This window comes from Brucella tritici (assembly GCF_008932285.1).
GTDB classification, from domain to species: domain Bacteria; phylum Pseudomonadota; class Alphaproteobacteria; order Rhizobiales; family Rhizobiaceae; genus Brucella; species Brucella tritici.
Map to the genome: position 1 here is coordinate 340,767 of NZ_WBVY01000002.1, position 26,414 is coordinate 367,180.

The window sequence follows — 26,414 nt, forward strand, 5'->3', positions numbered from 1 at the left end:
ATGACAATGGAGGTTTCGACCCTTTTTATGTGTGGTATTTGCGGAGAAGTCAGGTTTGACGGCGGTTCGCCGTCAGTTTCGGCAGTCTCGAAAATGGCGGATGTACTCAGTCCTCGCGGACCCGATGCATCCGGGATTGTGATCCGGGGCAATATCGGCTTCGGGCATCGAAGATTGAGAATCCTTGATCTTTCCGAAAAATCGCAGCAACCGATGATCGACGCCGACCTCGGTTTGACGCTGGTGTTCAATGGTTGCATCTACAATTTTCGCGAGTTGCGCGCGGAGCTTGAACAGAAGGGCTATAAGTTCTTTTCCGATGGCGACACGGAAGTCATTCTCAAGGCATGGCATGCTTGGGGCGAAAGCTGCGTAACGCGCTTTCTTGGCATGTTCGCCTTCGCCATTCACGAACGTGATACCGGCAGGATTATCCTGGCGCGTGATCGGTTCGGCATCAAGCCGCTCTATATTGCCGAGGTGGCCGGTGCCTTGCGGTTCGCCTCTTCACTGCCTGCTCTGGTCAAGGCGGGAGGCATTGACACATCGATCGACCGTGCAGCCTTGCACAATTATATGAGTTTTCACGCCGTCGTACCGCCACCGCGCACGATCTATAATGGTGTTCGAAAACTTCCCCCGGCGACGATCCGCGTCTATGAGCCGAATGGACGCTTTACTGACCGCATCTATTGGCAGGCGCCTTATCGTCGTCTGCCCGGCGACGGCGCGTTGAGCCGCGAGGAATGGCAGGAGCAATTGCTCGCCATGCTGCGTGTCGCTGTCAAGCGCCGGATGATTTCCGACGTGCCGGTCGGCGTGCTTTTATCCGGCGGTGTGGATTCGAGCCTGATCGTCGGTCTGCTTGCTGAGGCAGGACAATCGGGGCTGATGAGTTTTTCCGTCGGCTTTGAAGAAGCCAACGGAGAGAAAGGCGACGAATTCGTCTATTCCGATCTGATCTCCGAGCATTTCGGCACCGAACATCATAAGATCTTTGTGCCCTCAGCGGACTTGATGGATGCCCTGCCCGGAACAATCGCGGCAATGTCCGAGCCGATGGTGTCCTACGATAATGTCGGGTTTTATCTTCTTTCCAAGGAAGTTTCCAAACATATCAAGGTCGTTCAATCCGGGCAGGGTGCTGATGAGGTTTTTGGCGGTTATCACTGGTATCCGCCGCTGGTCGATTCCAACGACGTCGTCAGTGATTACGCGAAAGGGTTCTGTGACCGCTCGCATGACGTGCTTGCCACGCAGCTATCGCCGGAGTGGATGTCAGAACGTGATTACAGTCAGGACCTTCTGGAAGAACATCTGCTGCAGGATGGAGCGGATACGCCTGTCGACCGTGCGCTGCGGCTCGACACCAATGTGATGCTCGTGGACGATCCGGTCAAACGCGTGGACAACATGACGATGGCCTGGGGGCTTGAAGCGCGGGTGCCATTTCTGGACCATGAACTGGTCGAGCTTGCCGCCCGCATTCCGCCCGAGGAAAAACTGCGTGACGGCGGTAAGGGCATCCTCAAGGATGTGGCGAGAAAGGTCGTTCCAAGCGAAGTGATTGACCGCAAGAAAGGATATTTCCCGGTGCCGCAGCTCAAATATATCGATGGCCCTTATCTCGATATGTTGCGAGACGCCCTCTCTTCACAAAAGGCGAGGGAGCGTGGGCTTTTCCAACGCGATTATCTTGAACGCCTGTTTGCAAAACCGTCCGAACACATAACGCCATTGCGCGGTTCTGAGCTTTGGCAGGCTGGCCTCCTTGAAATGTGGCTGCAAACGCAGGAGGCATGAAATGCGGAAAACCGGTGAGGTGGATATGACACGGCAGAAAGCGAAAGGCCGCAAGGCCTTTTCGCACCGTCTGACGCGCTTGCGCACGCCTGAAAGCGCGGGCTTTTATCAAGAGCACACGCATGGCCATGACAAGGCGGGAACCGAAAGCCGCAAGCTGGATGTGGTTGTCGATTGTGGTTGGGGACGATTGCTCTTCGCGCAGACCTTCGAAACCAATGAGGCCATTGTGGAAGCATTGCGGGGGGAAGCGCCAGCGAGCCGCGATATCGTCTTTTACGTCAGCGATCCTCATGTACTGCTGTCACTCGCACCACATGAGATATTTCTCGACCCGTCGCATACATACCGGATTGAACTTGCAACCTATCGTCCGGGCGGTCGACGGACACGCGGCATAACCATTCGTCGCGCAGTCTCCGAAGTGGATGCGGAAGGCATCAATGCCGTCTATGCGGCCTGTGGGATGGTTCAACTGCGTCCCGACTTTTTCTCCTCTGAGCGAGACAATCGTGCTGTTACCTATTTTGTGGCCCAGGATGATACTACCGGCGAAATCGTTGGCACTGTAACGGGAATCGACCATCAGCGCCTTTTCGATGATCCTGATCGCGGTGCTTCGCTCTGGTGTCTTGCAGTTCATCCGCAAGCACGGTTGCCGGGCATCGGTGAAAAACTGGTGCGAAAACTTGCCGAGCATTTTCAGGCTCGCGGCTTGAGCCATATCGATCTCTCGGTTCTGCATGACAATGAGAATGCCATAAGGCTCTATGAAAAGCTGAAGTTTCGCCGTGTTCCGCTCTTCGCGATCAAGCGCAAGAACGCAATCAACGAGAAGTTTTTCGCCTCACATCTTGAATCCTTCGACGCGCTCAATCCCTATGCCCGCATCATTATTGATGAAGCGGTGCGCCGTGGTGTTCAGGTTGAAGTTACCGATGCCGAAGGTGGCTTTTTCCGCCTCTCCTATGGCGGGCGTTCCGTCCATTGCCGTGAGAGCTTGTCTGAAATGACCTCGGGTGTAGCGATGTCAATCTGCGACGACAAGGCCGTGACGCGGCGCGTCGTCGAGACCGCTGGGCTGACAGTGCCGGAGCAGATTGCCGCCGAAGCGGACGATGACGCGCTGGAAGCTTTTCTAAAGCGTCACAGCGAGCTGGTGGTGAAACCAGCTCGGGGCGAACAGGGGAGGGGAATTTCCGTCGGCATTTCGACCATGAAAGACCTGCGAACGGCGATCAAACAGGCGCGAACCGTGTGCGACCGTGTGCTACTAGAGGCATGTTTTGGAGGCGAGGACCTTCGGCTGGTGATAATAAACTACCAGCTCGTCGCGGCCGCAGTTCGTCGCCCGCCGCGGGTGGTCGGCGATGGCAAAGCGACAATCCGCAAGCTTATCGAGATACAATCCCGCCGACGCGCCGCGGCGACAGGCGGAGAAAGCCGTATTCCTGTCGATGCTGAAACGAAAAGATGTCTTCACAAACAAGGTCTATCGCTCGATTCTGTTTTGGAGGACCATCGTGAAATCACGGTGCGCAAGGCGGCCAATCTTCATACAGGCGGTACGATCCACGACGTTACAGCTACTGTTCATAGAGACCTTGTTGATGCTGCCTGTAAGGCTGCCCGGGCAATCGGTATTCCCGTTGTCGGGATCGATTTCATAGTCAAGCAACCCGAAAAACCGGATTATATCTTCGTTGAAGCCAATGAGCGTCCGGGGCTTGCTAATCATGAGCCCCAACCGACTGCCGCAAAATTTCTCGATTTGTTGTTTCCTGGATCAAGATAATGGTAATTTAGCGAAATCGAGATTAATTTATGTTCGTCGGAGAGGCACTCCGGCGACAGCTGCATTTCTTGACTGGCAATCTGGAAGTGGAGTTGCATAAATCCGTTGAAGAGGCCGCCGGGTTGATGCGTCTTGGTCAGGGCGCAGCAATGCGGCCAGCGGCCTTAGGTTTCTTGAAGCCAGATCATGGTTCGTTTGGTCGGCTTCGAATACGTATATCCCATTGACATATCCCATTTGATTCACTATCTACATCATATCACTATGGATAAAACTAGGAGTGACGCAGATGGAGCAGGGAGCAGTATTCCAGAGCAACCGGAGCCAAGCTATCCGCTTGCCAAAAGCAGTAGCATTGCCTGCTGATGTGAAACGCGTTGATATTGTTGCTGTGGGGCGCACTCGAATCATAGCACCCGCTGGTGAGGTCTGGGATAGCTGGTTTGATAGCTTAGAGGCGACTTCCGACTTCATGAATGAGCGTGATCAGCCTGCTCCACAGGAACGCGAGGCGTTCTAATGCTGAAGTACATGCTGGATACAAATATATGCATTTTCACGATCAAGAACCGGCCGCAGCAAGTGCGCGAGGCGTTCAACCGCTTCCACGATCAATTGTGCATCAGCTCAGTCAGTTTAATGGAGCTGATTTACGGGGCGGAGAAGTCTGCCCATCCTGAAAAGAACCTTGCAGTCGTGGAAGGGTTCGCAGCTCGCCTTGAGGTGTTATCGTATGATGAACCGGCAGCAAACCATACGGGCCAATTACGTGCTGAATTGGCCCGCAGTGGAACTCCAATCGGTCCATACGATCAATTGATTGCTGGCCATGCTCGCTCGCGTGGCCTGATAATCGTTACAAACAATCGCAGGGAATTTGATCGTGTTCCTGGCTTGCGAGTAGAAGACTGGACTGATTAATCCCTAACGTATGTTCACGGTATTCATTGATAATCCAGGATGATGTATTTCTGTTCACGTTACTGAAGGGTCGTGGGTTCAATTCCCTTCAAGGCGTGTAATTGTGTTCGGCACAGTGATAAAGGCGATCCTTGACAGGAATCCGCAGTCCTTGAGAATGAAGCACTTCCGACAATTTTTAAGCTTTCCTGATGCTTCGCGCTTTCGATTAGTAGGCTACCCAGTATTCCCAGTTCAGAAGATTTTAGTTTAACGAGAACACAACAACAGCTTTCCGTCAGACTTTAGGTATGCAAAATCGGCATATCGATCAGCGTACTTTCGATTTCTGCTTTCGAGGTGAGGCTCATATAATGATGTATCATTCATCAATATGTCAAAAAAGCCAAGAGGACACGAATATATGGCGTATGTAACTGCAGAAATTCGAGATTCGAAAGTATATCATGGATATGGTGAGGATCGGAAAGCTGTAATCGATAATCTTGACGCGGGCGGATTTGTAACAAAACTTATAAAGGTTTCCAGAATTTTGTCGGTTACCGAAGATTATATTTTTATTGAGTGTCCTCACAACACCGTTCAGACGTGGGAGTATAAGGGAGCGCTTGAGGATTTCAGGTTGAAACTGCGTCAGGCGGGGGTCGCGGCGGAATGAGTGCTTCTCCTGCACGTGGGGTTGAAAAATGAAAATAGTGTCCGTCAACGTTTACTATGTGCGCGGACAGGGCCTGAAGCCCGTTCTGGTGAAAATTCAGACGGATGAAGGCATATCCGGATTAGGCGAGGCCGCCATTTCCTATGGAAGCGGCGGCACAGCTGTAGCGGGTATGATTAAAGATCTGAGCGAACGGTTTTTGTTGGGGGCTAATCCGCTGTCCATCAATCGAATCGTTTCGGACATGTACGACCAGGCGTTCTGGTTAAAGAACCCCGGCGGAATTGCTTGTGCCGGGATGAGCGCCATAGAGCAGGCGCTGTGGGATATTCGCGCCAGAGCGTTGGATGTGCCTGTATATGAACTCTTTGGCGGAAAAATTCGCGATGAACTGAACTACTATGCGAATGGCTGGTATTTCGGAGCGACATCCAACTCAGACCTGATTAGAAAAGCTGCCGACGCTGTTGACGACGGACATTATGCCCTGAAGATGTATCCGTTGGCGCAGATACAGCCAAATGGAACATTGCGGCATCCAAATGGTCGATACTCTGACAATCGTGACGCGGTCACCGCTGGAATCGAACGCGTGCGCGACGTACGAAAGGCGATCGGTTCCGATGTCAGGCTTATGCTTGATTTCGGTGGCGGCATTTCTATCGCAGACACCATGCGGTTCTGTGAGCGTATCAAAGAATATGAAATCGAGTTTGTGGAGGAAATCACCGATCCGGGCGACCTCGGTGCGTTGTCTCAAGTCGCTTCGTCGATTGATATTCCGATTGCGACTGGAGAGCGGCACTATCTCAGACAAGGTTTTCGCGATCTTCTTGAGAGACGTGCAATCAGTATATTGCAGCCCGATATTGGCAATGCGGGTGGTTTCGCGGAAGTCCATAAAATATCAGCGATGGCTGACGCCTACGGTTTGAAGGTGCAGCCGCATGTGTGCGGAAGTTCTATCGCAGCCAACATCGCGACCCACATGAGCGCCTGTTTACCCAATTTTTATATTCAAGAACATTTCCCATATTGGGCTGACATACCCGGATATATTGAAGTGGCTACCGTCCCCTTTGAGGAAACGGTCAGGAACGGACGCCTTCCGATCTCAGAACACATTGGGTTTGGAGTCGAGTTGCATGAGGCTGTCATGAAGGAACATCTTTGGGCTATTATCCGATAAATGCCGTTACCTCATACTGACGGGTGAACTGCAATCTAACATCGCTATTGTCTGCTATTTTGTTTGCCCTTGGCACTGTTGTAGGCGAGTGTGTGCCACAACTGAAGTGCTGGGATGAGATTTGATGAAAAAGCCAGGGAAACAAAACTGGGAAGTAGGGATGAACCTCATCTACTTTTCAGCCTTCCGGGCGGTGATGCTAACTGGAACGGTAAGCGCCGCTGCTGAACTTATAGGGCGCAGTCAACCCGCCGTCAGTCGGCTTCTGAATAAGCTTGAAACCGAGTTGGGTGTCACCCTGTTTGAGCGCAGAAAAGGGTTGATCACGCCGACGTCGGTTGCCCACCTTCTTCTGGATGAAATCGATAGAGCGTATACATCTCTCGATTCTTTGCGAAATTTTGCGGCAACTGTTGCCGAAGGTGAAACCAGCCGTATAACTGCGGCTGTTATGCCCGCCCTTGGGATAAGTTTCATGCCCCAGGCGCTAAAGAAGTTTAAAGATAGCTGGCCTCAAACACGTGTGCAGTTGAATATACGGCTTTCTGCCAAGATCGAAGAATGGGCGGCGTCCCAACAGCTGGATTTTGGTCTTGCTGAACTCCCATTCCGCAGATCTGGCTTTCAAACAGAAGTTTTCAGCGATGCCTCTTATATTGCTGCGGTTCCACGTGACCACCATCTCGCGAGCCGCGACAAAATTGAACCACCGGATCTTCGAAACGTACCATTTGTATCATTTGCGTCATTCACCGCAGCTGGCCCGATTATTGCGCAGGCATTCCGCGCGGCGGGTGAAAAACTGGACCCAGCTTATGAAACAACGATTTCCGCTGCGGCATATGAATTCGCCAAAATTGGCCTGGGGGTCGCGCTTATAGACCCTTATACGGCCATTCACCAACTTGATGATCGGGTAATGCTGGTGCCATTCCTGCCTAAAATACCGTTCAACGTGGCGCTTCTTCGCCCTTACTCCCGTCCGCAAAGTCGCGTGTCGGAAGCGCTTCTGGACCTTCTTTTCAGCGAGCGAGACGCAGTGTTGGCGAAGTTGCCGCACTTTTGACGGATAGGAATCAGACTTCCGGGGGCTCATCCATTATGCATTTACTGCATATAGGAGGCCAATTTTTTTATTTTGAGCATTCCGAATTAGCTGCTGTACTCGCCCGACGCCTAGGAAGGGAGCAGTTAAATGAGAATGGAGGCCGCGCGGGACGAAAGTTATGATGTGATCGTCATTGGCGGCGGTATCAACGGTACCAGCGCTGTCCGCGAACTCTCCGCCGCTGGGTACAAGGTCTTGCTTGTTGAAAAGGGTGATTTCGCAAACGGCGCGTCGAGCAGATCGTCCAGGATACTCCACTGCGGTCTAAGATATTTTGAGACGAGACATCCGGTCCGCACGTTCGCATCGTCGCCTTTGAAGTTGAAGAACGCGATTTCCATGGCGCGTGCCGCTATGAATGCGCGGGAAGAACTGGTGCGTCTCCAACCAATGCGATGCAAGCCTTTCAAAATGTGCTTTCCTTTATACGAAGCGGATGATCTGCGTGGATGGCACCTGGATATTGGGCTTTCGCTCTTGAAGCGTCTTGGATCGGGGCGACTGCCGCTGGAGTACCAACGGCACAAGCGCAACTTTGATAGCTCAGTGCCTTTGGCAAAGGACCTTCGAGATCGGAAACAACTGAAGTCGATAGCGACTTACCGCGAATACATCATGGACTGGCCCGATAGGCTTTGCGTCGATGCGGCCATCGAAGCAGAGAAGCTAGGCGCTGATGTCCGTTTGTTCACCAGTGCGAGCATCAGAGAAAAAAACTCTGATGGGCTGTGGCGGGTCGATCTTAGCACCGCAGATCGTGAAATGAGCAGCGTGTTCGCACCTATCATTCTCAATCTTGCCGGAACTTGGATCGATGACGTTCTACAGGGAGTGTCCGGGGAGGGGAATGATCGTCTGATTCACGGGACGAAAGGCGCGCATATAGTCGTTCGTCTTCCGGATTATTATCGTGGTCATGGGGTCGCGGCGCTTAACCGATTGGGAATGCCGATTTATTGTCTGCCGTTCAATGAGGACCTGTATCATATTGGCCCGACTGAAACCTATTTCGAAGGCGACGCCAGTAACGTTAAGGCCGATGACGTCGATATTGAGTTTCTACTCGATGAAATCAATTTTCTTCTCCCAGCCCTCAAACTGACGAAACACAACGTCGAATTTACCTGGGCCGGTGTGCGGCCGTTGACCTTCAATCCCAAAAATCCTGACGGCGACAGAGTTCGGCAAATTCATGATTTGAAGGGCAAAGGCCATTCGGGAATTTTCGCGATGACCGCCGGACCAGTTATGAGCCATATGAGTGCAGGAAGGGAGCTGCTGGCGACAGTAGATGCAAACATTCCGATGCGGCTTGATCGGCAAAGAAGGCCAGTGCAGCAGACGAATACACCGTTGGGGACCGATGAAGGCGCGTTGTCGTTTCGGCATTATGTCTCGTACGAACACGCCCAGGATCTGAAAGGTATCTTCTATACCCGTAGCGGCATAGGTTGGGGGCGGCACATAGACCGAGCCACTGCAACTGATGCGGCCAGTGAAATCGCGGATTTGCTAGGATGGGAGCCAGAGCAGATCGAGCGCGAAGTAGATAAGTTTCTTCAATACCAACGGGAAATTCACCGTTCGGGAGAGCCTGCAAAATCCTAACGAAACAAAAAAGAGGAGTGAACAGAAATGGGTATGCGCAGACATCAAAATCTTGCTTTGGTGGCAGTTTCCACACTTACTATGGCGATTTCGCTTTTTGCGAGCCAGGCTCGTGCTGATGGCGAGCGATTGAAGGAAATCCTGGAGCGCGGCACTCTCCGTGTTGGTTTGCAAGGGGCTTTCAAGCCCTGGTCTTTCCCAGGTGCGGACGGCAATCTTCAAGGTATCGAAGTTGATCTCGCCAAGAGCGTCTCGGATGCGCTGGGTGTCAAACTAGAGCCCGTCATTATTACATCTGCGAACCGCATGCAGTTCCTCCAGCAGAACCGGATCGATCTGATTGTCGGCGGTATGTATGATACTGCGGAACGTCGTAAGGTGATCGGCATTATTGAACCCGCTTACTGGGCCTCGGGGCCGACCTTGCTTGCCAAGAAGGGTGTCATCAAAAGCTGGGACGACATTGCCGGAAAGCCGGTGTGCGGAAAGCAGGGAAACTACTATAATCAACAAGTCGAACGGCAACTGAAAGCAAAGCTGATTGCATTTACCGGAAATTCCGAAGGTAAGGAAGCTCTGCGTGCTGGACGTTGCATTGCTTGGATCTACGATGATGTCAGCATCATGGCTGATCTCGAGACACCAGAGTGGCAAGATTACGAAATGCCTGTTCAGGCCCTCTATAATAATCCGTGGGCTGCTGCTGTCCCGCTTGAAGAACGCGATAAGGGCTGGGGCGCATTCATGGCGGGTATGGCATATCGCTGGCAAGCTGATGGTACGCTGATTGAACTCGCCAAGAAATGGAGTGTAGCACCGTCTGATTGGTTCACCGAGCAGAATAAGAAGCTCCATTGGGATACCGCTTACCTCGAGCCGAAAGAGTAAGGCCGGTGCTTTCTGATCAGCAGTAGCTCGGAGTGATGATGATCGAACATATATCAAGTTTCTTCCGCAATCTGAACGAGACTGCGGGCTTGAACTTTATCGTCTTCTATGACGACTACGAGTTCAGCCGCTTTCTTGAAGGGGCGTTGATTTCACTGCGGCTTATGGCGTTTTCCATCTTGCTGTCGCTGGTGATCGGCGTGTTGGGAGCTTGGGCACAAACGTCAAAAAGCGCGATAATTCGCGTGGCGGTTGATGCTTATATCCAGGCGTTTCGAAATACACCTCCGATGATCCAGCTTTTGTTTTTCTACTTCGGTCTGGGTGCGTTCACGCCAGCCGTTGACATGGGGGGATATTACGAGCCCATTATCTCTTCTTTTGGGTGGGCTGTAATCTCGCTTGGTATCTTTGGTGGGGCGTTCAACGTCGAGATATTCCGGGCTGGCCTGGAAGCCGTTCCTGAAACGACAAAAGAAGCGGCTGAAAGCCTCAGCTTTTCGAACTGGCAAATCTATATGTATGTGACACTTCCACTGGCGTTTCGCATTAGCCTGCCAGCTTTGACGAATAACCTAGTGAGTTTGGCCAAAACAACCTCGCTTGCTTATGTTATCGCCGTTCCAGAAATGACCTATGTCCTCAATCAGGTTTGGTCGGACAACATCAACGTGCCTGAGATGATCCTCGTGCTTTTTGTGTTCTATGTCGCGGTTGTGAGTATCCTCGCCTGGGGCCTCCACGCTCTCGAACGCCGTTTGGCACTACCGGGGTATGGACATGAATAAGCGCGCTTTCACAATTGTTCCTTCGCATTACGGCGTAACGGCATTCTCTAGCGCTCTGTCGTTGCGATACGGAATTGTTCTCGTTGCAATGTTTTTCGGATCATTGTGTGTCGCTTATGCGCAAACAATGAATGCCGGAACGCCGACTGCAGTCGAGACACTTTTCGGGTGGGTTCCATTCATCTTGCGTGGCTTTTTGCTGAACCTCTATATGAGTTTTTTAGCGATGGCCTTGGCGACGGTTCTCGGAATTCTGCTCGGTCTCATGCAGATCAGCTTGTTCTGGCCGGTAAGAGCCATTGCGCGCCTGGTGACGCATCTCCTGAGAAACTCGCCTTGGCTCGTTATTCTCTTCATCGCCATGTATATGATGCCAGAGGATTTTGGTCTTCCGGGCGGGATTGTGATACCGTTTCCTGGCTGGATGAAAGCAACCGTCGCTTTTGCGCTGCCCGTCATGGGCAACATAAGCGAGATCGTCCGTGGGGCGGTTCGATCCATTCCGTCGGGGCAGTGGGAATCGGCCGAAAGTCTTGGCTTTACCCGTGTTCAGACACTTTGGAACATCATATTGCCACAGAGCTTCCGGCGTTCAATACCTCCATGGATGAACTGGTACGCGCTACTTACGCTCTCCACTCCGATGGCCTCTATTTTCAGCGTCAGAGAGTCTGTTGCCAACGCACAGGCTGCAATGGAAGCGTCGGGCGGACGGCCGGAATTTCTCTTTCCGTTCTATCTGTTCCTTCTCTGTCTGTTCTTCGCGTACATCTATCCAATCGCGCTTCTGACAAGGAAACTGGAGAAAAGATATGCTGCATAAAGAAAATATCGATGCACCCCCTCTGGTTTCTCTAAAGGACGTGCACAAGGCGTATGGCGATCTGGAAGTTATCAAAGGGGTCAGTCTTGATGTTCGCAAAGGTGAGGTGATCTGCATCATCGGTCCGTCGGGTTCGGGCAAATCGACTCTCATACGTTGTATCAATGGTCTAAGCCCAGTGCAGAAGGGCTCGATAATCGTCGCCGGGCAGGAGGTGAATGATCCCAAGCTCGACAAGCTCGCATTGCGGCGAAAGGTCGGAATAGTCTTTCAGCAGTACAATCTGTTTCCGCATAAGACGGTTTTGCAGAACGTCATGATGGCGCCGATCAAGGTCCTGCGTGAACCAAAACAGGAAGTTGAGGAACGGGCGCATGCTCTGATTGCAAAAGTCAAACTTACTGGCAAGGAAAACCAGTATCCCGGCCAGCTGTCAGGTGGTCAGCAGCAGCGCGTCGCCATCGCGCGAAGCCTGGCCATGCGTCCTGACGTTATGCTTTTCGATGAAGTTACCGCAGCGCTCGATCCTGAAACCGTCAAGGAAGTATTGGCGACGATAAAGGAACTCGCGTCCGACGGGATGACCTGCATTCTGGTTACCCATGAAATGGGCTTCGCACGCGAAGTGGCCGATCACATCTACTTCACGGATCGAGGTGTGATCGTCGAGCATGCTCCACCGAAAGAGTTCTTTACCTCAGCCAAGGATCCTCGGACCCAACAGTTCTTAAGTCAGATATTCTAGCCGAAGTACGACACGACAATCATCAGTAGCATCAGGAACATGCCAGGCCGAGCGCCAGGTGTGAACGGGTTTCTATAAACCAAAGGGAAAAGCGATGTACCAGCAAGCCTCCAACGGTGTCAAAAATGACCCACTGCTGCAGCCGCTGAAAATCAAGCATCTTGAACTTCGCAATCGCATCATGAGCACCAGCCACGCGTGTGGTCTGGAGGTCAGCGGGCTGCCGCTTGAAGCCTATCAACGGTATCATGAAGAAAAGGCCAAGGGTGGAATAGCCCTGTCGATGTTCGGTGGATCCTCCAATATCGATATCGATTCTCCGAATGTCTTTCGGCAACTGAATGTTGGAACAGATGACATCATCCCACATTTTCAGCAGTTTGCCGAGCGTATGCACCGCCACGGTGCAGCGCTCATGTGTCAGATAACACATCTTGGCCGACGCGGCGAAAGTTATGGCGGCGATAGGCTGGCGATGATTGCGCCGTCGCCCCTCCGTGAGACGCTTCATCGCAGCATACCCAGAGAGATGGACGACCATGATATTAATCGCGTTGTGAAGGCATTTGCTGCTGCGGCGCTGCGATGCAAGGAGGGAGGGCTGGACGGCATCGAAACGCATGCTGGTGGTCACATGATAGGGCAGTTCCTGTCTCCGATTTCCAACCGCAGAACCGATCGCTTTGGCGGATCGCTCGAAAACAGAATGCGGTTTCCGCTGATGGTGCATGAAGCTATCAGAAAGGCCGTGGGTGATGATTTCGTCGTTGGTATCCGCATGGCAGTGGATGAAGGACCCGATGGCGGCATGGGTTTCGAGGAATCTCTGAAGGTTGCACAAGCACTTCGCAATATTGGCGGGATCGATTTTTTCAATGCGATTTATGGCATGATGGACACGACCCGTGGTCTCGCGGAAGACGCTATGCCTGGAATGGGATCGCCGCTTGCACCTTGGGTCGAGCCGGTCGGACGTTTCCGCCAGGAGCTCGATATTCCGGTATTCCATGCCGCACGTATTTCCGATGCTGCTTCCGCCCGATACGCTATCCGCGAAGGCAAAATGGATATGGCGGGCATGACCAGAGCGCAGATCGCTGATCCATACCTTGCAAGTAAAATAGCGTCGGGACGAGAAAGCGAAATCCGGCCATGCGTGGGCGCTACACATTGCCAGTCGCCGCATCGTCCCGCGTGTCTTCATAATCCGGCAACGGGAAGAGAAACAGTCCTGCCTCAGGTCTTTACTAAAACCGAAAGCGCCAAACGTAAGGTCGTCGTGGTTGGCGGGGGGCCCGCAGGCCTTGAGGCCGCCAGAATATGCGCGGAACGGGGTCATGAGGTTTCGTTGTTTGAAGCGGCATCCGATTTCGGCGGTCAGCTTCTTCTTGGCGCGAAGGGTTCGTGGCGTGGTGACCTCATCGGCATCGTTGAGTGGCGCGTGGCTGAACTTAATCGTCTCGGCGTGTCCCTCCAAACGAATGCTTATCTTGATGAAAATGAAATCCTGGCGCTGAATCCTGATGTTGTCTTGCTGGCAACGGGCGGCATGCCGCAAATTGATCTTCTGCACGGCGGTGATCTATGCGTTTCGACGTGGGATATCCTGGCTGGTCAGTCCAAGCTATCGGGTGAAGTTCTCGTCGTTGATGGCACCGGGCGACATCCGGCTCCGCTGGCGGCCGAGAAGGCCGTTGGCTTTGGGGCCAAGGTCCAATTCGTCACCATAGACGCCCAAATCTGTGAAGAATTGACTTATGCCGAACGTTTACGCTGGAAAAAGCTATTTCTGAAATTTGGCCTTTATCCCAAAACTGAAACACGTTTGACGGAAGTCCACCGCCAGGACAACCGACTGATCGCAACGCTTGTGAACGATATTACGCGAGAAACAGAAACAATTGTGGTCGATCATGTTGTTGTGGAGCAAGGAAGTGTTCCGTCCAACGAAGTTTTTGAAGCGCTTCGATCCAGTTCTTCAAATGACGGTGTTACCGACTTGCGCGCTATGGTTGACGCCACGCCTCAGCCTATCCGCGAAAGACTTGGATTTGAGCTTCACCGGATAGGAGATGCTCTTGCCAGTCGGAACATTCACTCCGCGATGTTGGACGCAATAAGAATATGCAGCTCGCTTTGAGAATTTTGGGAGCGTATTCAGCGTCCGAATTTATCCAGCAGTTGATACCATGCGGCTACTGTACGGACGGCTGGCGCTCTCATCGAGAAAAATGGAATATCTACCGGTTTCTGGCGCCGCATCAGCGCCAGATCAGGCTTTTCGCCTTGCAAAAGATCAATCGCGTAGCGTCCCAGAAGGCTCGACATCGCGATTCCCGTTCCATTGTAGCCGAGCGAAAAGCCAATATTCTTATCGATCAACCCGATTTGTGGAAGACTGTCCATCGTCATGGCAACAAGCCCCGACCAGCGATTGACGATCCCGTAGTCTTTCAACTGCGGGAAGATATCAGACATTGCTCTTTCAAGGGTCGCATAGGCGGCCATGGAGTCATTTCTGCCGAATGCGCCCCTACCGCCAAAAAGCAAGCAGTCTCCGCTACGTCGGAACCATCGCATCATTCTTCGCGTCTCGCTGTAGCTCCGATTGTTGCAAAGAATTTCATCAAAAACAGAACTGGGCAACGCTTCCGTCGAGATGATCGCACTCCTGAACGGTATGATGGTCTTACGCACATTGCCGGTGACAGGCGTGATGTCGGAATAGGCATTCGTTGCGATCAGAATCTGTTTGCACCTGATCGATCCGAATTTTGTACAAACGAGTTTTGCCGGGCCTTCTTCCGCGATGCGAAGAGCGGGACTATTTTCGTAAATGAGGCCTCCGGCCAAAAGAACGGCGTTGGCCAAACCCCGGCAGTAACTAAGAGGATGTATAGTGCCAGCATGGGAGTTCAAAACTCCTCCATAGAAGCGCGTACTTCCGGTCTCTGCCGCAACCTCATTCGCATCAAGCACTGTGATGCTCGTATCGCCGAATATGTCCCTGATTGTCTTCGCTTCTTCCACGAGCGCCGCGAAGGCGGCCTCGTTATGCGCACAGCGAATGTTCCCGGTTTTCGTCAGATTCGCTTCTCGGATCTGAAATCGCTCGACATAGCTTTCAACGCAATCCATGGCTTTGTGACCGAGCGCGTTCATGCGTTGAGCGACTTGCCTGCCGTGAGTTTGCGCCATGACGCTTAGTGATACACGATACTTCGTTGATACCACGCCGCCATTTCTTCCTGATGCGCCGAAGCCGACTTCTTCTGCTTCGAGAACAACAGGTTTCAAACCAAGTTCAATTGCTCTTACGGCGGCCGACAAGCCTGTATACCCACCTCCGATGATGACCAAATCAGCGGCAATGTCGTCCTGCAATGTCTTGCAGTTCAGAGGTGGTGTTGCAGTCTCACGCCACAAAGATCGGGGTAGGCCGAGTTCTCGCATCTGGAAAATACCTGGGCTTATTTACAAGTTATTTTCTCTCGCTTTCGACAGCATCGGCGAGTTCTCGCAGGGTCGAGAAATGGAAGTCCGGCGTCGTCACTACTTCCGGAACAGGCGTTCCACCGAAACCCTTGAGACCCTTTCGGCGCTCGATCCAGCAGACTTTGTATCCAAGCTCTTTAGCGACGCCTATATCGTGGTACTGGCTCTGGGCAACATGCAGGATTTCATCCTGCTTGAAACCAAATGCCGATTGGCGCCCAAGATTGTAGGAAAAGAAGCGTGGATCCGGTTTTGGATACCTTGCATCGTCAGCAGTGACGCTGTCGTGAAACGGGTTGCCGAGCTTGTTCGAATTGGCGCTGAAACCGACACGATCATAATTGGTCATCGCAACAAGTCTAAAATGCCTACGCAATCGTCTGAGCGCTTCAGCGGAATCCTCGAATGCGGGAAATTCAAAGAAGTGGCTATGAAATTTGTCACCCGCGGCGCTGTCGTCCGACAGCCCAAGTTCTTTCGCAGCGTAGAGATAAACTTCGCGCATGACCTCGCTTGCGCGGCCCGGAAATTTCTCCCTTGCTTTCAGATAGGGCTGGAAAATCTGATCATCACTCAGCGTCTTCGCGGCCGCTCCGCCTGCGGCGCGAAAACCATCCAGAATACCCTTCTCGAAGTCGATGCAGGTTCCGACGATATCAAAAGTCAGAACTTTAAAATTTTCGAAGGCCATGAAAATTGTTTCTCCTATTCCGGGCACAAGCCAGTTGTCTGGCTACATTGGGATACTTGAGACAAATCCATCAATTCCAAAAATAATCACCTCTGGGGTTACATTTTGTAATGTCACATATTCGACGGCTCCTTCCCTCGCTCAACGCACTCGTCGCCTTCGAAGCGGCAGTCCGATGCGGAACATTTGCAAACGCGGCACGGGAACTTGGGGTTACAAGTCCCGCAGTCAGCCGCACCATCGGGCGTCTGGAGCTTCATCTCGGAATGCAGCTTTTCAAACGAACGCCGATGGGAGCAGAACTGACGGAACAAGGAGGTGATCTTTTTGCGGAAGTCTCGAAGAGCTTTTCAAACATTGAACGTGTTTTGGCTGGACTAAGACAAAATGCGCAAACGAAGCGACGCACGCTGCGAATATCAGTCTCAGGGGCTTTCGCTACGCATTGGTTTATGCCGCGGATGAACCAATTCCAAGCGCTGTTTCCTGATGTAGACATTCAGTGGCAACTGATCATCGGGCCGCTCGATTGTCCGGTTAACGACGCGGATATCGCGATGCGGTTCGATCCGAAAGTGGATGACCGGTATCGAATTTTTCCACTTATGCCAGAGATTCTGCTGCCTGTGCGATCTCCGGCCTTCGATTTCAATTCGAAACAGTCCCAGTCGGGTTTGAATCAGGTGATTACTCTTAGCGGGTCACAGTTCAGATGGGCAGATTTGTATTCCGTTGATGCACTGACAGAGATAGCCCGGGAACTTCAATTCTCGGATTACAATGTCGTTGTACAGGCCGCGCTGATGGGACAAGGCAACGCTATCGGCTGGTTAAGTGTGGTGTCAACCTTGCTGGCCAACGGCTCGCTCGTTCCATCGCATCCTGTTGTGGTTTCGACTGGCCGAAGCTGTAATCTAGTGACTTCGATCAAAACGGATGAATGGTTCATTCGCGACATTTGCGACTGGATCATCGATGAATATCGACGGGATGTGAGAGAGATTAACAAAGCATACGAAGGACTGATCAACGAATTCTGAGATTCGCCGCCCGTAGCGGCAATCCAAACTTCGCTGTCGCTTTGATCAAAAAGTAAATGGTCGCGGGTTTCTATCCGATGCGCGTATGATGTGCTCTTGACTGGCAATCGGATTGGTGAACGGGGAAGAGAGGCTCTATTTCGCTACTGATCAATGTACTAATACATTAATAATGACTGCCTTACGTACCAAAGATTTTAGAGACCGTGGATGGATTACCAAATGACTGACTTTGGGAAAGTAAGGCCCGCCACTTTGCAGATTCGCCGCTATATGGATTTATTAGTTTTGAAAATTGTAAGGTCTCTACTCAGGCAAAAGTGTGGTTCAGTCTGGTAGATCGCGCGCTCCTGTCCCAAGGGAGCGCTAGAGAAAGGGCTTGACTTAACTTATGTCATAAGTCATATGACATAGGCTGCGTTTGCTTGATGGGACCCAGGGTATTCAAAAGACGCCGCGGGAGGAAAAGTCGAAGCGCGACAGGGAACGTGCTTGGACAAAAAAGCTGGAGGAAATCATGTTTACGAACCTGTTCAGGCGGTTTGCGCTTGCGGCCTCTTTGGCGTCTGTTGTGTGCTTTGGTGCATCATCGGCGATTGCGCAGTCTCTGTCGGATATCACTGGAAAAGGCACCGTAACGATCGGTGTGCTGACGGGCATTCCGCCCTATGATACGGTTGATGCCAGCGGCAAGACCGATGGGTTTCTCGTGGATGTAGCACGCGATGCGGCTAAGGCGCTTGGCGTCAATCTTGAAGTTGTGCCGGTCAATAACGCTTCTCGTTCGGCGGCACTTGAGTCCGGTCGCGTCGACTTTTTGATCGCGCAGATGACTGCGACGCCAGAACGCGCAAAGACATTTCTCATGACCAATCCATATGGCGCTTATGAAATGCGTTTCATTGCCGCCAAGGATATGAAGGTCGAAACTCTGCAGGATCTGGCTGGAAAGCGCATCTCGGTGCCAAAGGGAAGTACTCAGGATGTGGCTGTGAGCGGCTATGGCATCGAAGGCCTGGAGGTTGTCCGTTTTGATGACGATGCGCTTGCAATGCAAGCTCTGATTTCAGGCCAAGTCGATGCGACAGCGGCGGTGGCAACAGTTGCAGAAGACATCATAAAAAAGCGCAACCTCACCAATCTGGAGATCAAGAAAGACGTTCCGATCTTTACGCTCTATTGGTCGATGGCTACCCGTAAAGGCTCGACAGAGCTGCATCAGTGGCTGAACAACTTCATCTATTATCAGGAAGTGACCGGTCGCCTGAATGAACTCCACGAGAAGTGGATCGGCGGACCTATTCCGGGTGGAAAACTCCCGACGTTCTAAGCCTTTTATGTCTGATCGGCGTCGCATGCCGCAATGTATGCGACTGCCCGTTCCTTCATGCCGTGTTCTTTGTGCAAGGCCCCGCCCGATGAAAGAATATGCATAAAAGTTAAAGTGTTACGGCACCTCGCAATCCCGCTTCTGCGCCGCTGTTAACTCTGAAAGATCAACACAATGGCCTATGAGATGGACTTCGCTCCGGTCCTAGCCCGAACTCCCGAGCTTGTAACCGGAACAATCAACACGATAATCCTGTCAGCAGAGGCAATTGCCATCGGCCTTACGATCGGTCTTGCTGTGGCTCTGCTGCGCTTCGATGGCCCACGCTGGGGCAGGAAAATCGGCGCGGTCTATGTTGAAGCATTCCGCAATACACCGCTTCTGGTGCAACTCTTTCTGATCTACTTCGGCTTGCCTTACACAGGGATCAAGCTGGACGCCAATCAGGCCGCGATATTCGCTGTATCACTTAATCTTGGAGCCTATTCGGCAGAGATATTTCGTGCAGGTCTGATCGCCATTCCCAAGACCCAGATTCAGGCTGGTCTGGCACTTGGCCTGTCTCAGTTTCAAGTCATGCGCTACGTGGTTTTGGTTCCTGCGCTTCGCATCATCTATCCGGCATTGACCGGCCAGCTGACACTCACCTTGCTAGGCACTTCGATTGTGTCGGCGGTTTCGGCGAAGGAGCTGACCATGGCAGCAGGCACGATCGAGTCACAGACGTTCAGGAGCCTAGAAACCTTCTTGATCGTGGCCGCCATCTATATCTGCATCACGTTTTTCTTCCGCTTCATCTACATGCTGTTTGGTCTCTGGCTGTTCCGCCGCCGCGTGGATGTGGGCAATGAAACTGGGGCGCTGATGCTCGATGTTCAGGAGCAAAAGCCATGATCCAGTCATTCGGATGGACAAGCATTCAGTTTCTGATCCAGGGCCTTTGGTGGACAGTCGGTCTCTCGCTTATCACTTTCGCCTGCGGTGGCATTCTCGGATTGCTGTTTGCACTGGGTCGCTCACTCGGACCAAGGTGGCTGCGCTGGATCATCATGGGCTACATTCAGCTCGTGCAGGCAACACCACTTCTGATCCTGCTGTTCCTATCATTCTACGGTCTTAGCTTCCTTGGCTTTTACTTTCCGCCGCTGGCAGCTGCAGCAATCTCGCTGACGATCTACACGACAGCGTTTTTGGCAGATATCTGGCGCGGCTGCATTGAATCGATCCCTCGCGCTCAGTGGGAAGCTTCGGATTCACTTGCGCTTAGCGGTACCCAAACGCTGCGCTACGTGATCCTGCCGCAAGCCTTTCGCATAGCACTTGGCCCAACAGTCGGCTTCATGGTGCAGGTAATCAAGAATACGTCGGTGACGGCTTTGATCGGCTTCGTCGAGCTTACCCGCGCCGGACAGCTTCTCAACAATATGACCTTCCAGCCTTTCCACGTCTTCCTGACGGTCGCAGTGATGTACTTCGCCCTTTGCTACCCGTTGTCGTGGTGGAGCGAGAAATTAAAGGAGCAGAAAAATGCCAGCGCTGCGCATTGATAACCTGCAAAAATCTTTCGGCTCTCTGCCTGTTCTTAAAGGTGTGGACCTCTCGGTTGAACCTGGTGAAACCGTTGCCGTTATCGGGCGGTCCGGTTCTGGCAAAAGCACGATGTTACGCTGCATCAACGGGCTTGAGCCATTCAACTCCGGCTCAATCGAAGTGGTTGGGCATAGGCTTGATGGCACCAACAAGGGTCTACGCGATTTGCGCAAGGAAGTTGGGATGGTGTTTCAGAGCTATAATCTGTTTCCGCATCTCACCGTCGCCGAAAACATCAAGCTGGCCCCGCGTCTTGTGAAGAATGTGTCCAAGGCAGAGCAGGAAAAGCTGGTCGATGAAGTGCTGTCGAAAGTCGGCTTGCTGGAAAAGAAAAATGCTTATCCAGACTCTATGTCCGGTGGCCAGCAGCAGCGTGCGGCGATTGCCAGATCATTGGCAATGAAGCCTAAGGTCATGCTGTTTGACGAAGTGACTTCCGCACTTGATCCAGAACTGACTGGAGAAGTTCTGAAGACCATCGCTGAACTCGCCAAGACCGGCATGACCATGCTTTTGGTAACGCACGAGATGGGTTTTGCCCGTCGTGTCGCGACCCACACCGTCTTCATGCATCAGGGAAAAGTCTGGGAGGCCGGGCTTTCCGAAGAACTTTTCGCAAATCCGAAAACGCCGGAATTGCAGGCGTTTATTTCCTCGGATGTGAAGTGAACCAGCAATCATCAATTCCCCACATAACTACTGACTCAAGGAGAGAGCAGTGCCTGTAGTTGAAAATCTGAAACTGGCTGAAAAGCTGCGCAATGGCGAAGCGACGTTCGGCACAACATTCTACACCGGTTCGACGACAGCAATCGAGGTTGCTGGTAATTGGGGCTTGGATTTTGCCTTCATCGATGCCGAGCATACGCCCGTCAACGTCGATACCCATATGGAAAAGCTGGTGATGGCAGCGCTTCTTTCGGGCATCGCACCGCTGGTTCGTGTTCGCGGCACGAATGAATGGGATATCCGCAAGTCGCTGGAAATCGGCGCAACCGGCATTATCGTACCGCAGGTCAATACCGCAGAGCAGGCTCGTGCAATCGTCCGGGCGGCAAAGTTTCCGCCTTACGGCCGACGTGGTGGTGACGCTTCATGTCGTGCCGCGGGTTTTGCCGGGCCGGGCTTCCAGTGGTCATCCTATATGGAACGCGAGAATGCCAACAAGCTCGCGATCCCGATGGCTGAGAGCTTCGAGTTCTTCGACAATATCGATGAAATTCTCGATGTCGAAGGCATTGATGTCATCAACTTCGGCCCAGCCGACTACTCGATCTCGCGCCGCATTTCGATCGACTATTCCATGTCGCATCCGGAAGTCGATGAGAAGCTGAGCGAGCTTATCGAAAAGTGCCACGCGCGCGACATCAAGGTCATGGCGCCGTGCATTCCACCGGTCGCCGAGAGCGTCACCGCGCTAAAAAAGAAGGGCGTGGACATGATTATTATGGGCAATGACGTGATGTTCCTTAACGAAGGAAATCGTCGCGCGCGCGAAGCAATCGACGCCTCAGCCAAAGCGTAAAATCTGCGAGGAGAACCTACAATGACTGATATTTTTAGTGTCAAAGACCGCGTTGCGGTTGTGACAGGCGGACTTGGGCAGCTCGGAACGCAGTTTTCCAAGTCTTTGGCCGAAGCAGGTGCGAAGGTGGCAATCTTCAGCCGTCGCCCATTCACGAAGCAGCAGATTGCTGAAAAGTTTCCGGGACTTGAAGATCGTATCCGCGTTTATGAGGCAAGTGTCACAGACAAGGCTGCCCTTGAAGCTGCAACCAAACAGCTGATCGCTGATTGGGGCGTGCCGCATGTACTCGTCAACAATGCGGGTATCGATTCAAAGCCAGACGGTTCGGCAGAGCAGAATGCGCCGTTTGAAGTCTATCCGCAGAAATTCTGGGATGAGATTATCGATACCAATCTGACCGGCGTTATGCTGACCAGTCAGGTTATCGGCAGCCACATGGCATCCGAAGGTCGCGGTTCAATCATCAATGTCGGTTCGATCTACGGTCTCGTTTCGCCAAATCAGGCGCTCTATTCCTATCGTGAAAAACGCGATGGCAAGCCGTTCATCAAAGCAATTTCCTATGCCGCTTCCAAGTCGGGACTTATCAATCTTACGCGCTATCTCGGTACCTATTGGGGTGAGAAGAACGTTCGTGTGAACCTGATTTCATTCGGTGGTGTGAAGACTGCGAGCTTCGATAAAGAATTTATCGATGCGTTCCTTGATCGCGTACCAATGCGCCGCCAGGCTGAGATCAATGAGTATAACGGTATCATCCGCTTCCTCGCATCCGACGCTTCGTCTTACATGACGGGTTCGAATGTCGTTGTGGATGGCGGCTTTACTGCTTGGTAAAGCTCGATAATACCGAGTAGGAGGAGGCTGAAACCAGAACCTGATTATGTCAAAACCTTGACATGAAATGCGAATTTACATATGACATATGTCATAACTCTAATGTAAATAAAACGCGATAATCGCGGCTTCGGAGCGGTAAAATGGTGATTGGTTCAGTTTCCCCTCATGTCGATCGCGGCAAGTTGCATATGCATATTGTTGCCGCGATAGAGGCGCGCATTCTGTCTGGTGAGCTTCAGGTGGGAGAACGTCTGCCTTCTGAGGCCGAGATTGGCAGGACATTTGGTGTCAGCACGCGATCTGTGCGCGAAGCCATGCAGGTTCTTGAAACCAAAGGGCTGGTGCGGCGTCGCCACGGTGAAAGAGCAGAAGTTGTCCGGGATGATGTCAGCGAGTTCATGGACTCACTGGTATCGTCAGTTGGATCGCTTTTTGCGCGTGACTCGTCCTATCTCGTTCAGGCCATGGATGTGCGTCGCCTGATCGAAGTGGATGTTACGGGGCGCCTCGCTTCTGGCGAGGGAGAACTGCGTGATGGAGTGACCGCAGCACTCGATGTCATGCGGAAATCTGCCGATGACAATGACTTCTCCCGTTTCGCCGAAGGCGACGCGGCTTTCCATCGGGCTTTGGTGCAATCTTTGGGCAATGAGATTTTAACTTCACTGCACGGCAATCTTCATTCGCTCATCTCAGAGGTCATCAAAGTATCGAGCCGGGTTCCGAGCAAAAAACTGAGCGCGGGGCTGGCCGAGCATGAGAATATTTACGGGCTGATTGCAGCAGGTAAGGCCAGCGATGCGCGCGAAGCGATGCGCGAACACATCACCAACAGTACGGCTTATCTCGAACAGGCGATCAGACAATCCAGAAACAGGCCTGAAACGGGCTAAAACGGAAGAACAAAACAATGAGCAGCTATGATTATTCGCGCGTCAACTGGGATGCGATCAAACGCCTGTCGCGCTGGTATTCGGGCGATATTCAGGATGTCATGGACAAGCATGGCTTTTATGGCTTTCTGCAGGGACTGAGCCTGCAAAGCGAACTGAAGCCGGGGCAGGTGATCTGCGGTCCAGTCCATACTGTTCTCTATGAAAAAAGCACGCGAACCGGCCAGCCTCAAGATGTCTATCACGGCACAATCGACAATGTCGTCGAGGGCGGCATTCTGCTGGTGGACGCATCCTGTGCTGAAGGTTCCGGCACGGGTGAATTGATGTCGACTGGTGCAAAAACTGCCGGTGCTGCTGCAACAATCGTCAATGGTACGGTGCGCGATATTGCCGAAGTGAAAAAGCTCGATTACCCGCTTTTTGCGCGTGGCGTTAGCCCGGTCGGGGTTTCTGGGCGTATGGAGCCGACTAAGTCGCAAGTCGAGTTGAACATCAATGGTGTTCGGGTGCGGCCTGGCGATGTGATTTTCGCTGATATTTCAGGTGTAGTGGTTATTCCTGAGGAACTGGTTGCCGTTATCGCCGACGATGCAGATGCCAATGGTGATGGTGAAATCCAATGCCGCGAACGTATCTTGTCTGGTGAGAAGTTGCAGAGCGTCTGGCTTTTGGGGTCAACCGGGCCTGTCTGACGAGCAGTTGAACTGCTTGTAGAGGACAAGCATCGGTTCTGGAGGAGACGATCACATGCAGGATATCATTCTCGTCGCCAATGGCGACTTGCGTGAAAGCGCGAATATTCAATGCTGGCCTGAACAGGCCAATATGGAAAGCCGTCTCATCGCGGCAATCGAGAAACTCGGCAGGAAAGCGGCCCGCGGACACGGTATCGATCCAAAAACCGGCCACGGTTTCATCACAACGCAAAAGCAGGGCATTGAGGTTTTCTCGATAATCGATTCCGATGCTCCTTGAAATCATTCGATCTTGGAGCAGACCAAGAGGCAACAGTAGCGGGGCAGATGGCTGCGCGCGAATGTACGCAGCCACGTTGTTCAGTGCAGTGGGGCGCTTGCCGCAAGCCGCTCATCCTTGTCGTGCAGCGCGAAGCGGTCAATCATGTCGGCACTCGCCTCGTTAAAGCCGAGGACTTCGACCTCGTCGCCTGCCTGACGGAACTTCAATACGATCTTGTCCAACGCGCCAATTGCAGTGATGTCCCAGAGATGGGCCTTTGTCAGATCGATGATGATCCGCTTACCCTTATCCGTGAAGTCGAACGCATGGATAAAGGCTTCCGCCGACGCAAAGAAGACCTGCCCCACCACTGCATAGGTGACACTATTTTGTTCGGCATCCTCTTCGCGCGTGACCCTGAACAGACGGGCTACCTTGCCAGCAAAAAAGATGCCGGACAGCAAGACGCCAACGATTACGCCTTTCGCCAAATCATGCGTTGCGACGACGGTGATGACCGTTGCCAACATGACGACGGAGGATGGAAGCGGATGGCGTCTCAGGTCGAGGATCGACCGCCAGGAGAAAGTGCCAATGGAAACCATAATCATAACCGCAACAAGCGCGGCCATGGGGATGATCTGGACGAGGTCGTTAAGGACGACAATCAGGAACAATAGGAAAGCACCCGCGACGAACGTTGAAAGTCGTCCTCGACCACCAGATGTTACGTTGATGACCGATTGTCCGATCATGGCGCATCCGCCCATGCCGCCGATCAGTGCCGAGGCGATATTACCCGCGCCCTGTCCAATGCATTCCTGACTCTTGTTGCTGGGCGTGTCTGTCATGTCGTCGACGATCTGCGCGGTAAGCAGCGATTCCAGCAGGCCGACCGCAGCGAGCGTCACTGAGTATGGGAAGATGATCTGCAGCGTCTCCCAGGTCAACGGAACCTGCGGAAGGATCAGGAATGGGATCGAAGACGGAAGTTCACCGAGGTCGCCGACTGTGCGTAGGTCCATGCCAAACCACCAAGCCATGGCCGTGAGGACCGCGATGGCCACGAGCGGCGATGGAATAGCCTTGGTCACGTATGGAAAGAGATAGATCATGGCGAGGCCGCCTGCGATCATCACGTAGGTAAGCATCGGGACCCCTATGAGTTCGGGCAACTGGGCTATGAAGATCAGGATCGCAAGGGCGTTCACGAAGCCCGTGATGACAGAGCGGGAGACGAAGCGCATCACGCGGCCGAGCCTCAGCCATCCCGCGACAATCTGGATGACGCCCATCAGAATAGTGGCCGCGAACAGATACTGAAGACCGTGCTCTTTGACCAACGAGATCATCACCACCGCGGTTGCGGCAGTGGCGGCAGAAATCATGCCCGGCCTCCCGCCCAGAAAGGCGGCCACACAGGCAATTGCGAAGGAGGCGTAGAGCCCCACCTTGGGATCGACGCCCGCGATCACCGAGAAGCCAATCGCTTCCGGGATGAGCGCGAGGGCGACGACGATGCCCGAGAGCACGTCGCCACGGATATTGGAGAACCACTCCTGGCGGTAGTTTGAAAGAGTTCGCATGGGATTTTTCACAGGTGATGCAACGGGCCGAGCAAAACTCGGTCCTCGAGAATGGATTAGGTTGCGTTGCTGTGTTGTCTGGCGGATCGGCGGCCAGAAGAGCCACCCGGAGTTTCACCGAGTCCTTGTGGATGA

General features: G+C 52.7%; 26 protein-coding genes and 1 other annotated feature. Of the genes, 23 read left to right on the top strand and 3 right to left on the bottom strand.

The genetic code is table 11. The annotated features are described in order from the left end of the window. Positions 1–27: 27 nt before the first annotated feature. The 13 genes from F9K94_RS07090 to F9K94_RS07150 all read left to right on the top strand — a co-directional run bounded on the left by F9K94_RS07090 (position 28) and on the right by F9K94_RS07150 (position 14,466). Positions 28–1,803 (top strand): N-acetylglutaminylglutamine amidotransferase, encoded by a 1,776-nt coding sequence (locus F9K94_RS07090; RefSeq protein ID WP_151645319.1) that lies wholly within the window; start codon positions 28–30, stop codon positions 1,801–1,803. Position 1,804: 1 nt separating this feature from the next. Then, positions 1,805–3,598 (top strand): N-acetylglutaminylglutamine synthetase, encoded by a 1,794-nt coding sequence (ngg, locus tag F9K94_RS07095; protein ID WP_151644509.1) that lies wholly within the window; start codon positions 1,805–1,807, stop codon positions 3,596–3,598. A gap of 289 nt (positions 3,599–3,887) precedes the next feature. After that, positions 3,888–4,118 carry a type II toxin-antitoxin system VapB family antitoxin gene (gene vapB / locus F9K94_RS07100; protein WP_010660354.1) on the top strand — a complete coding sequence of 77 codons (231 nt, stop codon included), beginning with the start codon at positions 3,888–3,890 and terminating at the stop codon, positions 4,116–4,118. Then, positions 4,118–4,519, top strand: coding sequence for a type II toxin-antitoxin system tRNA(fMet)-specific endonuclease VapC (vapC, locus tag F9K94_RS07105; protein ID WP_029928525.1), 402 nt, complete (start codon positions 4,118–4,120; stop codon positions 4,517–4,519). Before vapB ends, vapC begins: the two co-directional genes overlap by 1 nt. 403 nt (positions 4,520–4,922) lie before the next feature. Further along, positions 4,923–5,177 (top strand): hypothetical protein, encoded by a 255-nt coding sequence (locus F9K94_RS07110; protein ID WP_151644511.1) that lies wholly within the window; start codon positions 4,923–4,925, stop codon positions 5,175–5,177. A 28-nt stretch (positions 5,178–5,205) separates the two neighbouring features. After that, positions 5,206–6,366, top strand: coding sequence for a mandelate racemase/muconate lactonizing enzyme family protein (locus F9K94_RS07115; protein WP_029928521.1), 1,161 nt, complete (start codon positions 5,206–5,208; stop codon positions 6,364–6,366). A 124-nt stretch (positions 6,367–6,490) separates the two neighbouring features. Then, positions 6,491–7,432, top strand: coding sequence for a LysR substrate-binding domain-containing protein (locus F9K94_RS07120; RefSeq protein ID WP_226622753.1), 942 nt, complete (start codon positions 6,491–6,493; stop codon positions 7,430–7,432). A 129-nt stretch (positions 7,433–7,561) separates the two neighbouring features. Next, entirely contained in the window at positions 7,562–9,082 is a 1,521-nt protein-coding gene (locus F9K94_RS07125) for an FAD-dependent oxidoreductase (RefSeq protein WP_029928517.1), read from the top strand. A 27-nt stretch (positions 9,083–9,109) separates the two neighbouring features. After that, complete coding sequence (locus F9K94_RS07130; RefSeq protein ID WP_328593540.1) at positions 9,110–9,970, top strand: transporter substrate-binding domain-containing protein; 861 nt, start codon at positions 9,110–9,112, stop codon at positions 9,968–9,970. 38 nt (positions 9,971–10,008) lie between these two features. Then, a complete protein-coding gene (locus F9K94_RS07135; RefSeq protein WP_029928513.1) occupies positions 10,009–10,758 on the top strand; it encodes an amino acid ABC transporter permease in 750 nt (249 codons plus the stop codon). 127 nt (positions 10,759–10,885) lie between these two features. Beyond that, positions 10,886–11,581, top strand: coding sequence for an amino acid ABC transporter permease (locus tag F9K94_RS07140; RefSeq protein WP_226622782.1), 696 nt, complete (start codon positions 10,886–10,888; stop codon positions 11,579–11,581). After that, positions 11,571–12,326, top strand: coding sequence for an amino acid ABC transporter ATP-binding protein (locus tag F9K94_RS07145; RefSeq protein ID WP_151644513.1), 756 nt, complete (start codon positions 11,571–11,573; stop codon positions 12,324–12,326). Before F9K94_RS07140 ends, F9K94_RS07145 begins: the two co-directional genes overlap by 11 nt. 181 nt (positions 12,327–12,507) lie before the next feature. Then, positions 12,508–14,466, top strand: coding sequence for an oxidoreductase (locus F9K94_RS07150; RefSeq protein ID WP_328593543.1), 1,959 nt, complete (start codon positions 12,508–12,510; stop codon positions 14,464–14,466). A gap of 17 nt (positions 14,467–14,483) precedes the next feature. On the opposite strand, the gene F9K94_RS07155 is transcribed toward F9K94_RS07150, so the two are convergent. Both F9K94_RS07155 and F9K94_RS07160 read right to left on the bottom strand, forming a co-directional pair. After that, positions 14,484–15,779 (bottom strand): NAD(P)/FAD-dependent oxidoreductase, encoded by a 1,296-nt coding sequence (locus tag F9K94_RS07155; RefSeq protein WP_151644515.1) that lies wholly within the window; start codon positions 15,777–15,779, stop codon positions 14,484–14,486. A gap of 28 nt (positions 15,780–15,807) precedes the next feature. Beyond that, positions 15,808–16,512 carry an HAD-IA family hydrolase gene (locus F9K94_RS07160; RefSeq protein ID WP_094515227.1) on the bottom strand — a complete coding sequence of 235 codons (705 nt, stop codon included), beginning with the start codon at positions 16,510–16,512 and terminating at the stop codon, positions 15,808–15,810. Positions 16,513–16,622: 110 nt separating this feature from the next. Here F9K94_RS07160 and F9K94_RS07165 point away from each other — a divergent pair, with 110 nt between their 5' ends. The 10 genes from F9K94_RS07165 to F9K94_RS07210 all read left to right on the top strand — a co-directional run bounded on the left by F9K94_RS07165 (position 16,623) and on the right by F9K94_RS07210 (position 24,711). After that, positions 16,623–17,552, top strand: a complete 930-nt coding sequence (locus F9K94_RS07165) for a LysR family transcriptional regulator (RefSeq protein WP_029928501.1) — start codon at positions 16,623–16,625, stop codon at positions 17,550–17,552. A gap of 517 nt (positions 17,553–18,069) precedes the next feature. Next, positions 18,070–18,882, top strand: a complete 813-nt coding sequence (locus tag F9K94_RS07170) for a transporter substrate-binding domain-containing protein (RefSeq protein WP_151644517.1) — start codon at positions 18,070–18,072, stop codon at positions 18,880–18,882. Between the two features lie 174 nt (positions 18,883–19,056). Then, positions 19,057–19,776: an amino acid ABC transporter permease gene (locus tag F9K94_RS07175; protein ID WP_105519395.1), complete on the top strand. Its 720-nt coding sequence runs from the start codon at positions 19,057–19,059 to the stop codon at positions 19,774–19,776. After that, complete coding sequence (locus tag F9K94_RS07180; RefSeq protein ID WP_151644519.1) at positions 19,773–20,429, top strand: amino acid ABC transporter permease; 657 nt, start codon at positions 19,773–19,775, stop codon at positions 20,427–20,429. Before F9K94_RS07175 ends, F9K94_RS07180 begins: the two co-directional genes overlap by 4 nt. Then, positions 20,410–21,141 carry an amino acid ABC transporter ATP-binding protein gene (locus tag F9K94_RS07185; RefSeq protein WP_064321521.1) on the top strand — a complete coding sequence of 244 codons (732 nt, stop codon included), beginning with the start codon at positions 20,410–20,412 and terminating at the stop codon, positions 21,139–21,141. Before F9K94_RS07180 ends, F9K94_RS07185 begins: the two co-directional genes overlap by 20 nt. Before the next feature lie 49 nt (positions 21,142–21,190). Beyond that, complete coding sequence (locus F9K94_RS07190) at positions 21,191–21,997, top strand: HpcH/HpaI aldolase family protein (RefSeq protein WP_151644521.1); 807 nt, start codon at positions 21,191–21,193, stop codon at positions 21,995–21,997. A 21-nt stretch (positions 21,998–22,018) separates the two neighbouring features. Then, positions 22,019–22,837: an SDR family oxidoreductase gene (locus F9K94_RS07195; protein ID WP_112806123.1), complete on the top strand. Its 819-nt coding sequence runs from the start codon at positions 22,019–22,021 to the stop codon at positions 22,835–22,837. A gap of 143 nt (positions 22,838–22,980) precedes the next feature. Then, complete coding sequence (locus tag F9K94_RS07200; protein WP_112806121.1) at positions 22,981–23,733, top strand: FadR/GntR family transcriptional regulator; 753 nt, start codon at positions 22,981–22,983, stop codon at positions 23,731–23,733. Between the two features lie 17 nt (positions 23,734–23,750). Next, complete coding sequence (locus F9K94_RS07205; RefSeq protein WP_151644523.1) at positions 23,751–24,428, top strand: RraA family protein; 678 nt, start codon at positions 23,751–23,753, stop codon at positions 24,426–24,428. 55 nt (positions 24,429–24,483) lie between these two features. Then, complete coding sequence (locus F9K94_RS07210) at positions 24,484–24,711, top strand: hypothetical protein (protein WP_192799457.1); 228 nt, start codon at positions 24,484–24,486, stop codon at positions 24,709–24,711. A gap of 80 nt (positions 24,712–24,791) precedes the next feature. On the opposite strand, the gene F9K94_RS07215 is transcribed toward F9K94_RS07210, so the two are convergent. Beyond that, positions 24,792–26,279, bottom strand: a complete 1,488-nt coding sequence (locus tag F9K94_RS07215) for a SulP family inorganic anion transporter (RefSeq protein ID WP_151644525.1) — start codon at positions 26,277–26,279, stop codon at positions 24,792–24,794. Between the two features lie 72 nt (positions 26,280–26,351). Further along, positions 26,352–26,407, bottom strand: a sequence feature (sul1 is cis-regulatory element that is thought to sense ions involved in sulfur or methionine metabolism; They are found in Alphaproteobacteria). Between the last annotated feature and the right edge of the window lie 7 nt (positions 26,408–26,414).

Excerpts from the sequence above, each read along its gene's own strand:
- F9K94_RS07130 (WP_328593540.1), top strand. The coding sequence starts at position 9,110 with ATGGGTATGCGCAGACATCAAAATCTTGCTTTGGTGGCAGTTTCCACA.
- F9K94_RS07135 (WP_029928513.1), top strand. The coding sequence starts at position 10,009 with ATGATCGAACATATATCAAGTTTCTTCCGCAATCTGAACGAGACTGCG.
- F9K94_RS07200 (WP_112806121.1), top strand. The coding sequence starts at position 22,981 with ATGGTGATTGGTTCAGTTTCCCCTCATGTCGATCGCGGCAAGTTGCAT.
- F9K94_RS07195 (WP_112806123.1), top strand. The coding sequence starts at position 22,019 with ATGACTGATATTTTTAGTGTCAAAGACCGCGTTGCGGTTGTGACAGGC.
- F9K94_RS07120 (WP_226622753.1), top strand. The coding sequence starts at position 6,491 with ATGAAAAAGCCAGGGAAACAAAACTGGGAAGTAGGGATGAACCTCATC.
- F9K94_RS07155 (WP_151644515.1), bottom strand. The coding sequence starts at position 15,779 with ATGCGAGAACTCGGCCTACCCCGATCTTTGTGGCGTGAGACTGCAACA.
- F9K94_RS07140 (WP_226622782.1), top strand. The coding sequence starts at position 10,886 with ATGAATGCCGGAACGCCGACTGCAGTCGAGACACTTTTCGGGTGGGTT.
- F9K94_RS07145 (WP_151644513.1), top strand. The coding sequence starts at position 11,571 with ATGCTGCATAAAGAAAATATCGATGCACCCCCTCTGGTTTCTCTAAAG.
- F9K94_RS07090 (WP_151645319.1), top strand. The coding sequence starts at position 28 with ATGTGTGGTATTTGCGGAGAAGTCAGGTTTGACGGCGGTTCGCCGTCA.
- F9K94_RS07160 (WP_094515227.1), bottom strand. The coding sequence starts at position 16,512 with ATGGCCTTCGAAAATTTTAAAGTTCTGACTTTTGATATCGTCGGAACC.
- F9K94_RS07215 (WP_151644525.1), bottom strand. The coding sequence starts at position 26,279 with ATGCGAACTCTTTCAAACTACCGCCAGGAGTGGTTCTCCAATATCCGT.
- F9K94_RS07125 (WP_029928517.1), top strand. The coding sequence starts at position 7,562 with ATGAGAATGGAGGCCGCGCGGGACGAAAGTTATGATGTGATCGTCATT.
- F9K94_RS07150 (WP_328593543.1), top strand. The coding sequence starts at position 12,508 with ATGAGCACCAGCCACGCGTGTGGTCTGGAGGTCAGCGGGCTGCCGCTT.
- F9K94_RS07115 (WP_029928521.1), top strand. The coding sequence starts at position 5,206 with ATGAAAATAGTGTCCGTCAACGTTTACTATGTGCGCGGACAGGGCCTG.
- F9K94_RS07110 (WP_151644511.1), top strand. The coding sequence starts at position 4,923 with ATGGCGTATGTAACTGCAGAAATTCGAGATTCGAAAGTATATCATGGA.
- F9K94_RS07210 (WP_192799457.1), top strand. The coding sequence starts at position 24,484 with ATGCAGGATATCATTCTCGTCGCCAATGGCGACTTGCGTGAAAGCGCG.
- F9K94_RS07180 (WP_151644519.1), top strand. The coding sequence starts at position 19,773 with ATGATCCAGTCATTCGGATGGACAAGCATTCAGTTTCTGATCCAGGGC.
- F9K94_RS07175 (WP_105519395.1), top strand. The coding sequence starts at position 19,057 with ATGGCCTATGAGATGGACTTCGCTCCGGTCCTAGCCCGAACTCCCGAG.
- F9K94_RS07205 (WP_151644523.1), top strand. The coding sequence starts at position 23,751 with ATGAGCAGCTATGATTATTCGCGCGTCAACTGGGATGCGATCAAACGC.
- F9K94_RS07165 (WP_029928501.1), top strand. The coding sequence starts at position 16,623 with ATGTCACATATTCGACGGCTCCTTCCCTCGCTCAACGCACTCGTCGCC.
- vapC (WP_029928525.1), top strand. The coding sequence starts at position 4,118 with ATGCTGAAGTACATGCTGGATACAAATATATGCATTTTCACGATCAAG.
- ngg (WP_151644509.1), top strand. The coding sequence starts at position 1,805 with ATGCGGAAAACCGGTGAGGTGGATATGACACGGCAGAAAGCGAAAGGC.
- F9K94_RS07170 (WP_151644517.1), top strand. The coding sequence starts at position 18,070 with ATGTTTACGAACCTGTTCAGGCGGTTTGCGCTTGCGGCCTCTTTGGCG.
- F9K94_RS07185 (WP_064321521.1), top strand. The coding sequence starts at position 20,410 with ATGCCAGCGCTGCGCATTGATAACCTGCAAAAATCTTTCGGCTCTCTG.
- vapB (WP_010660354.1), top strand. The coding sequence starts at position 3,888 with ATGGAGCAGGGAGCAGTATTCCAGAGCAACCGGAGCCAAGCTATCCGC.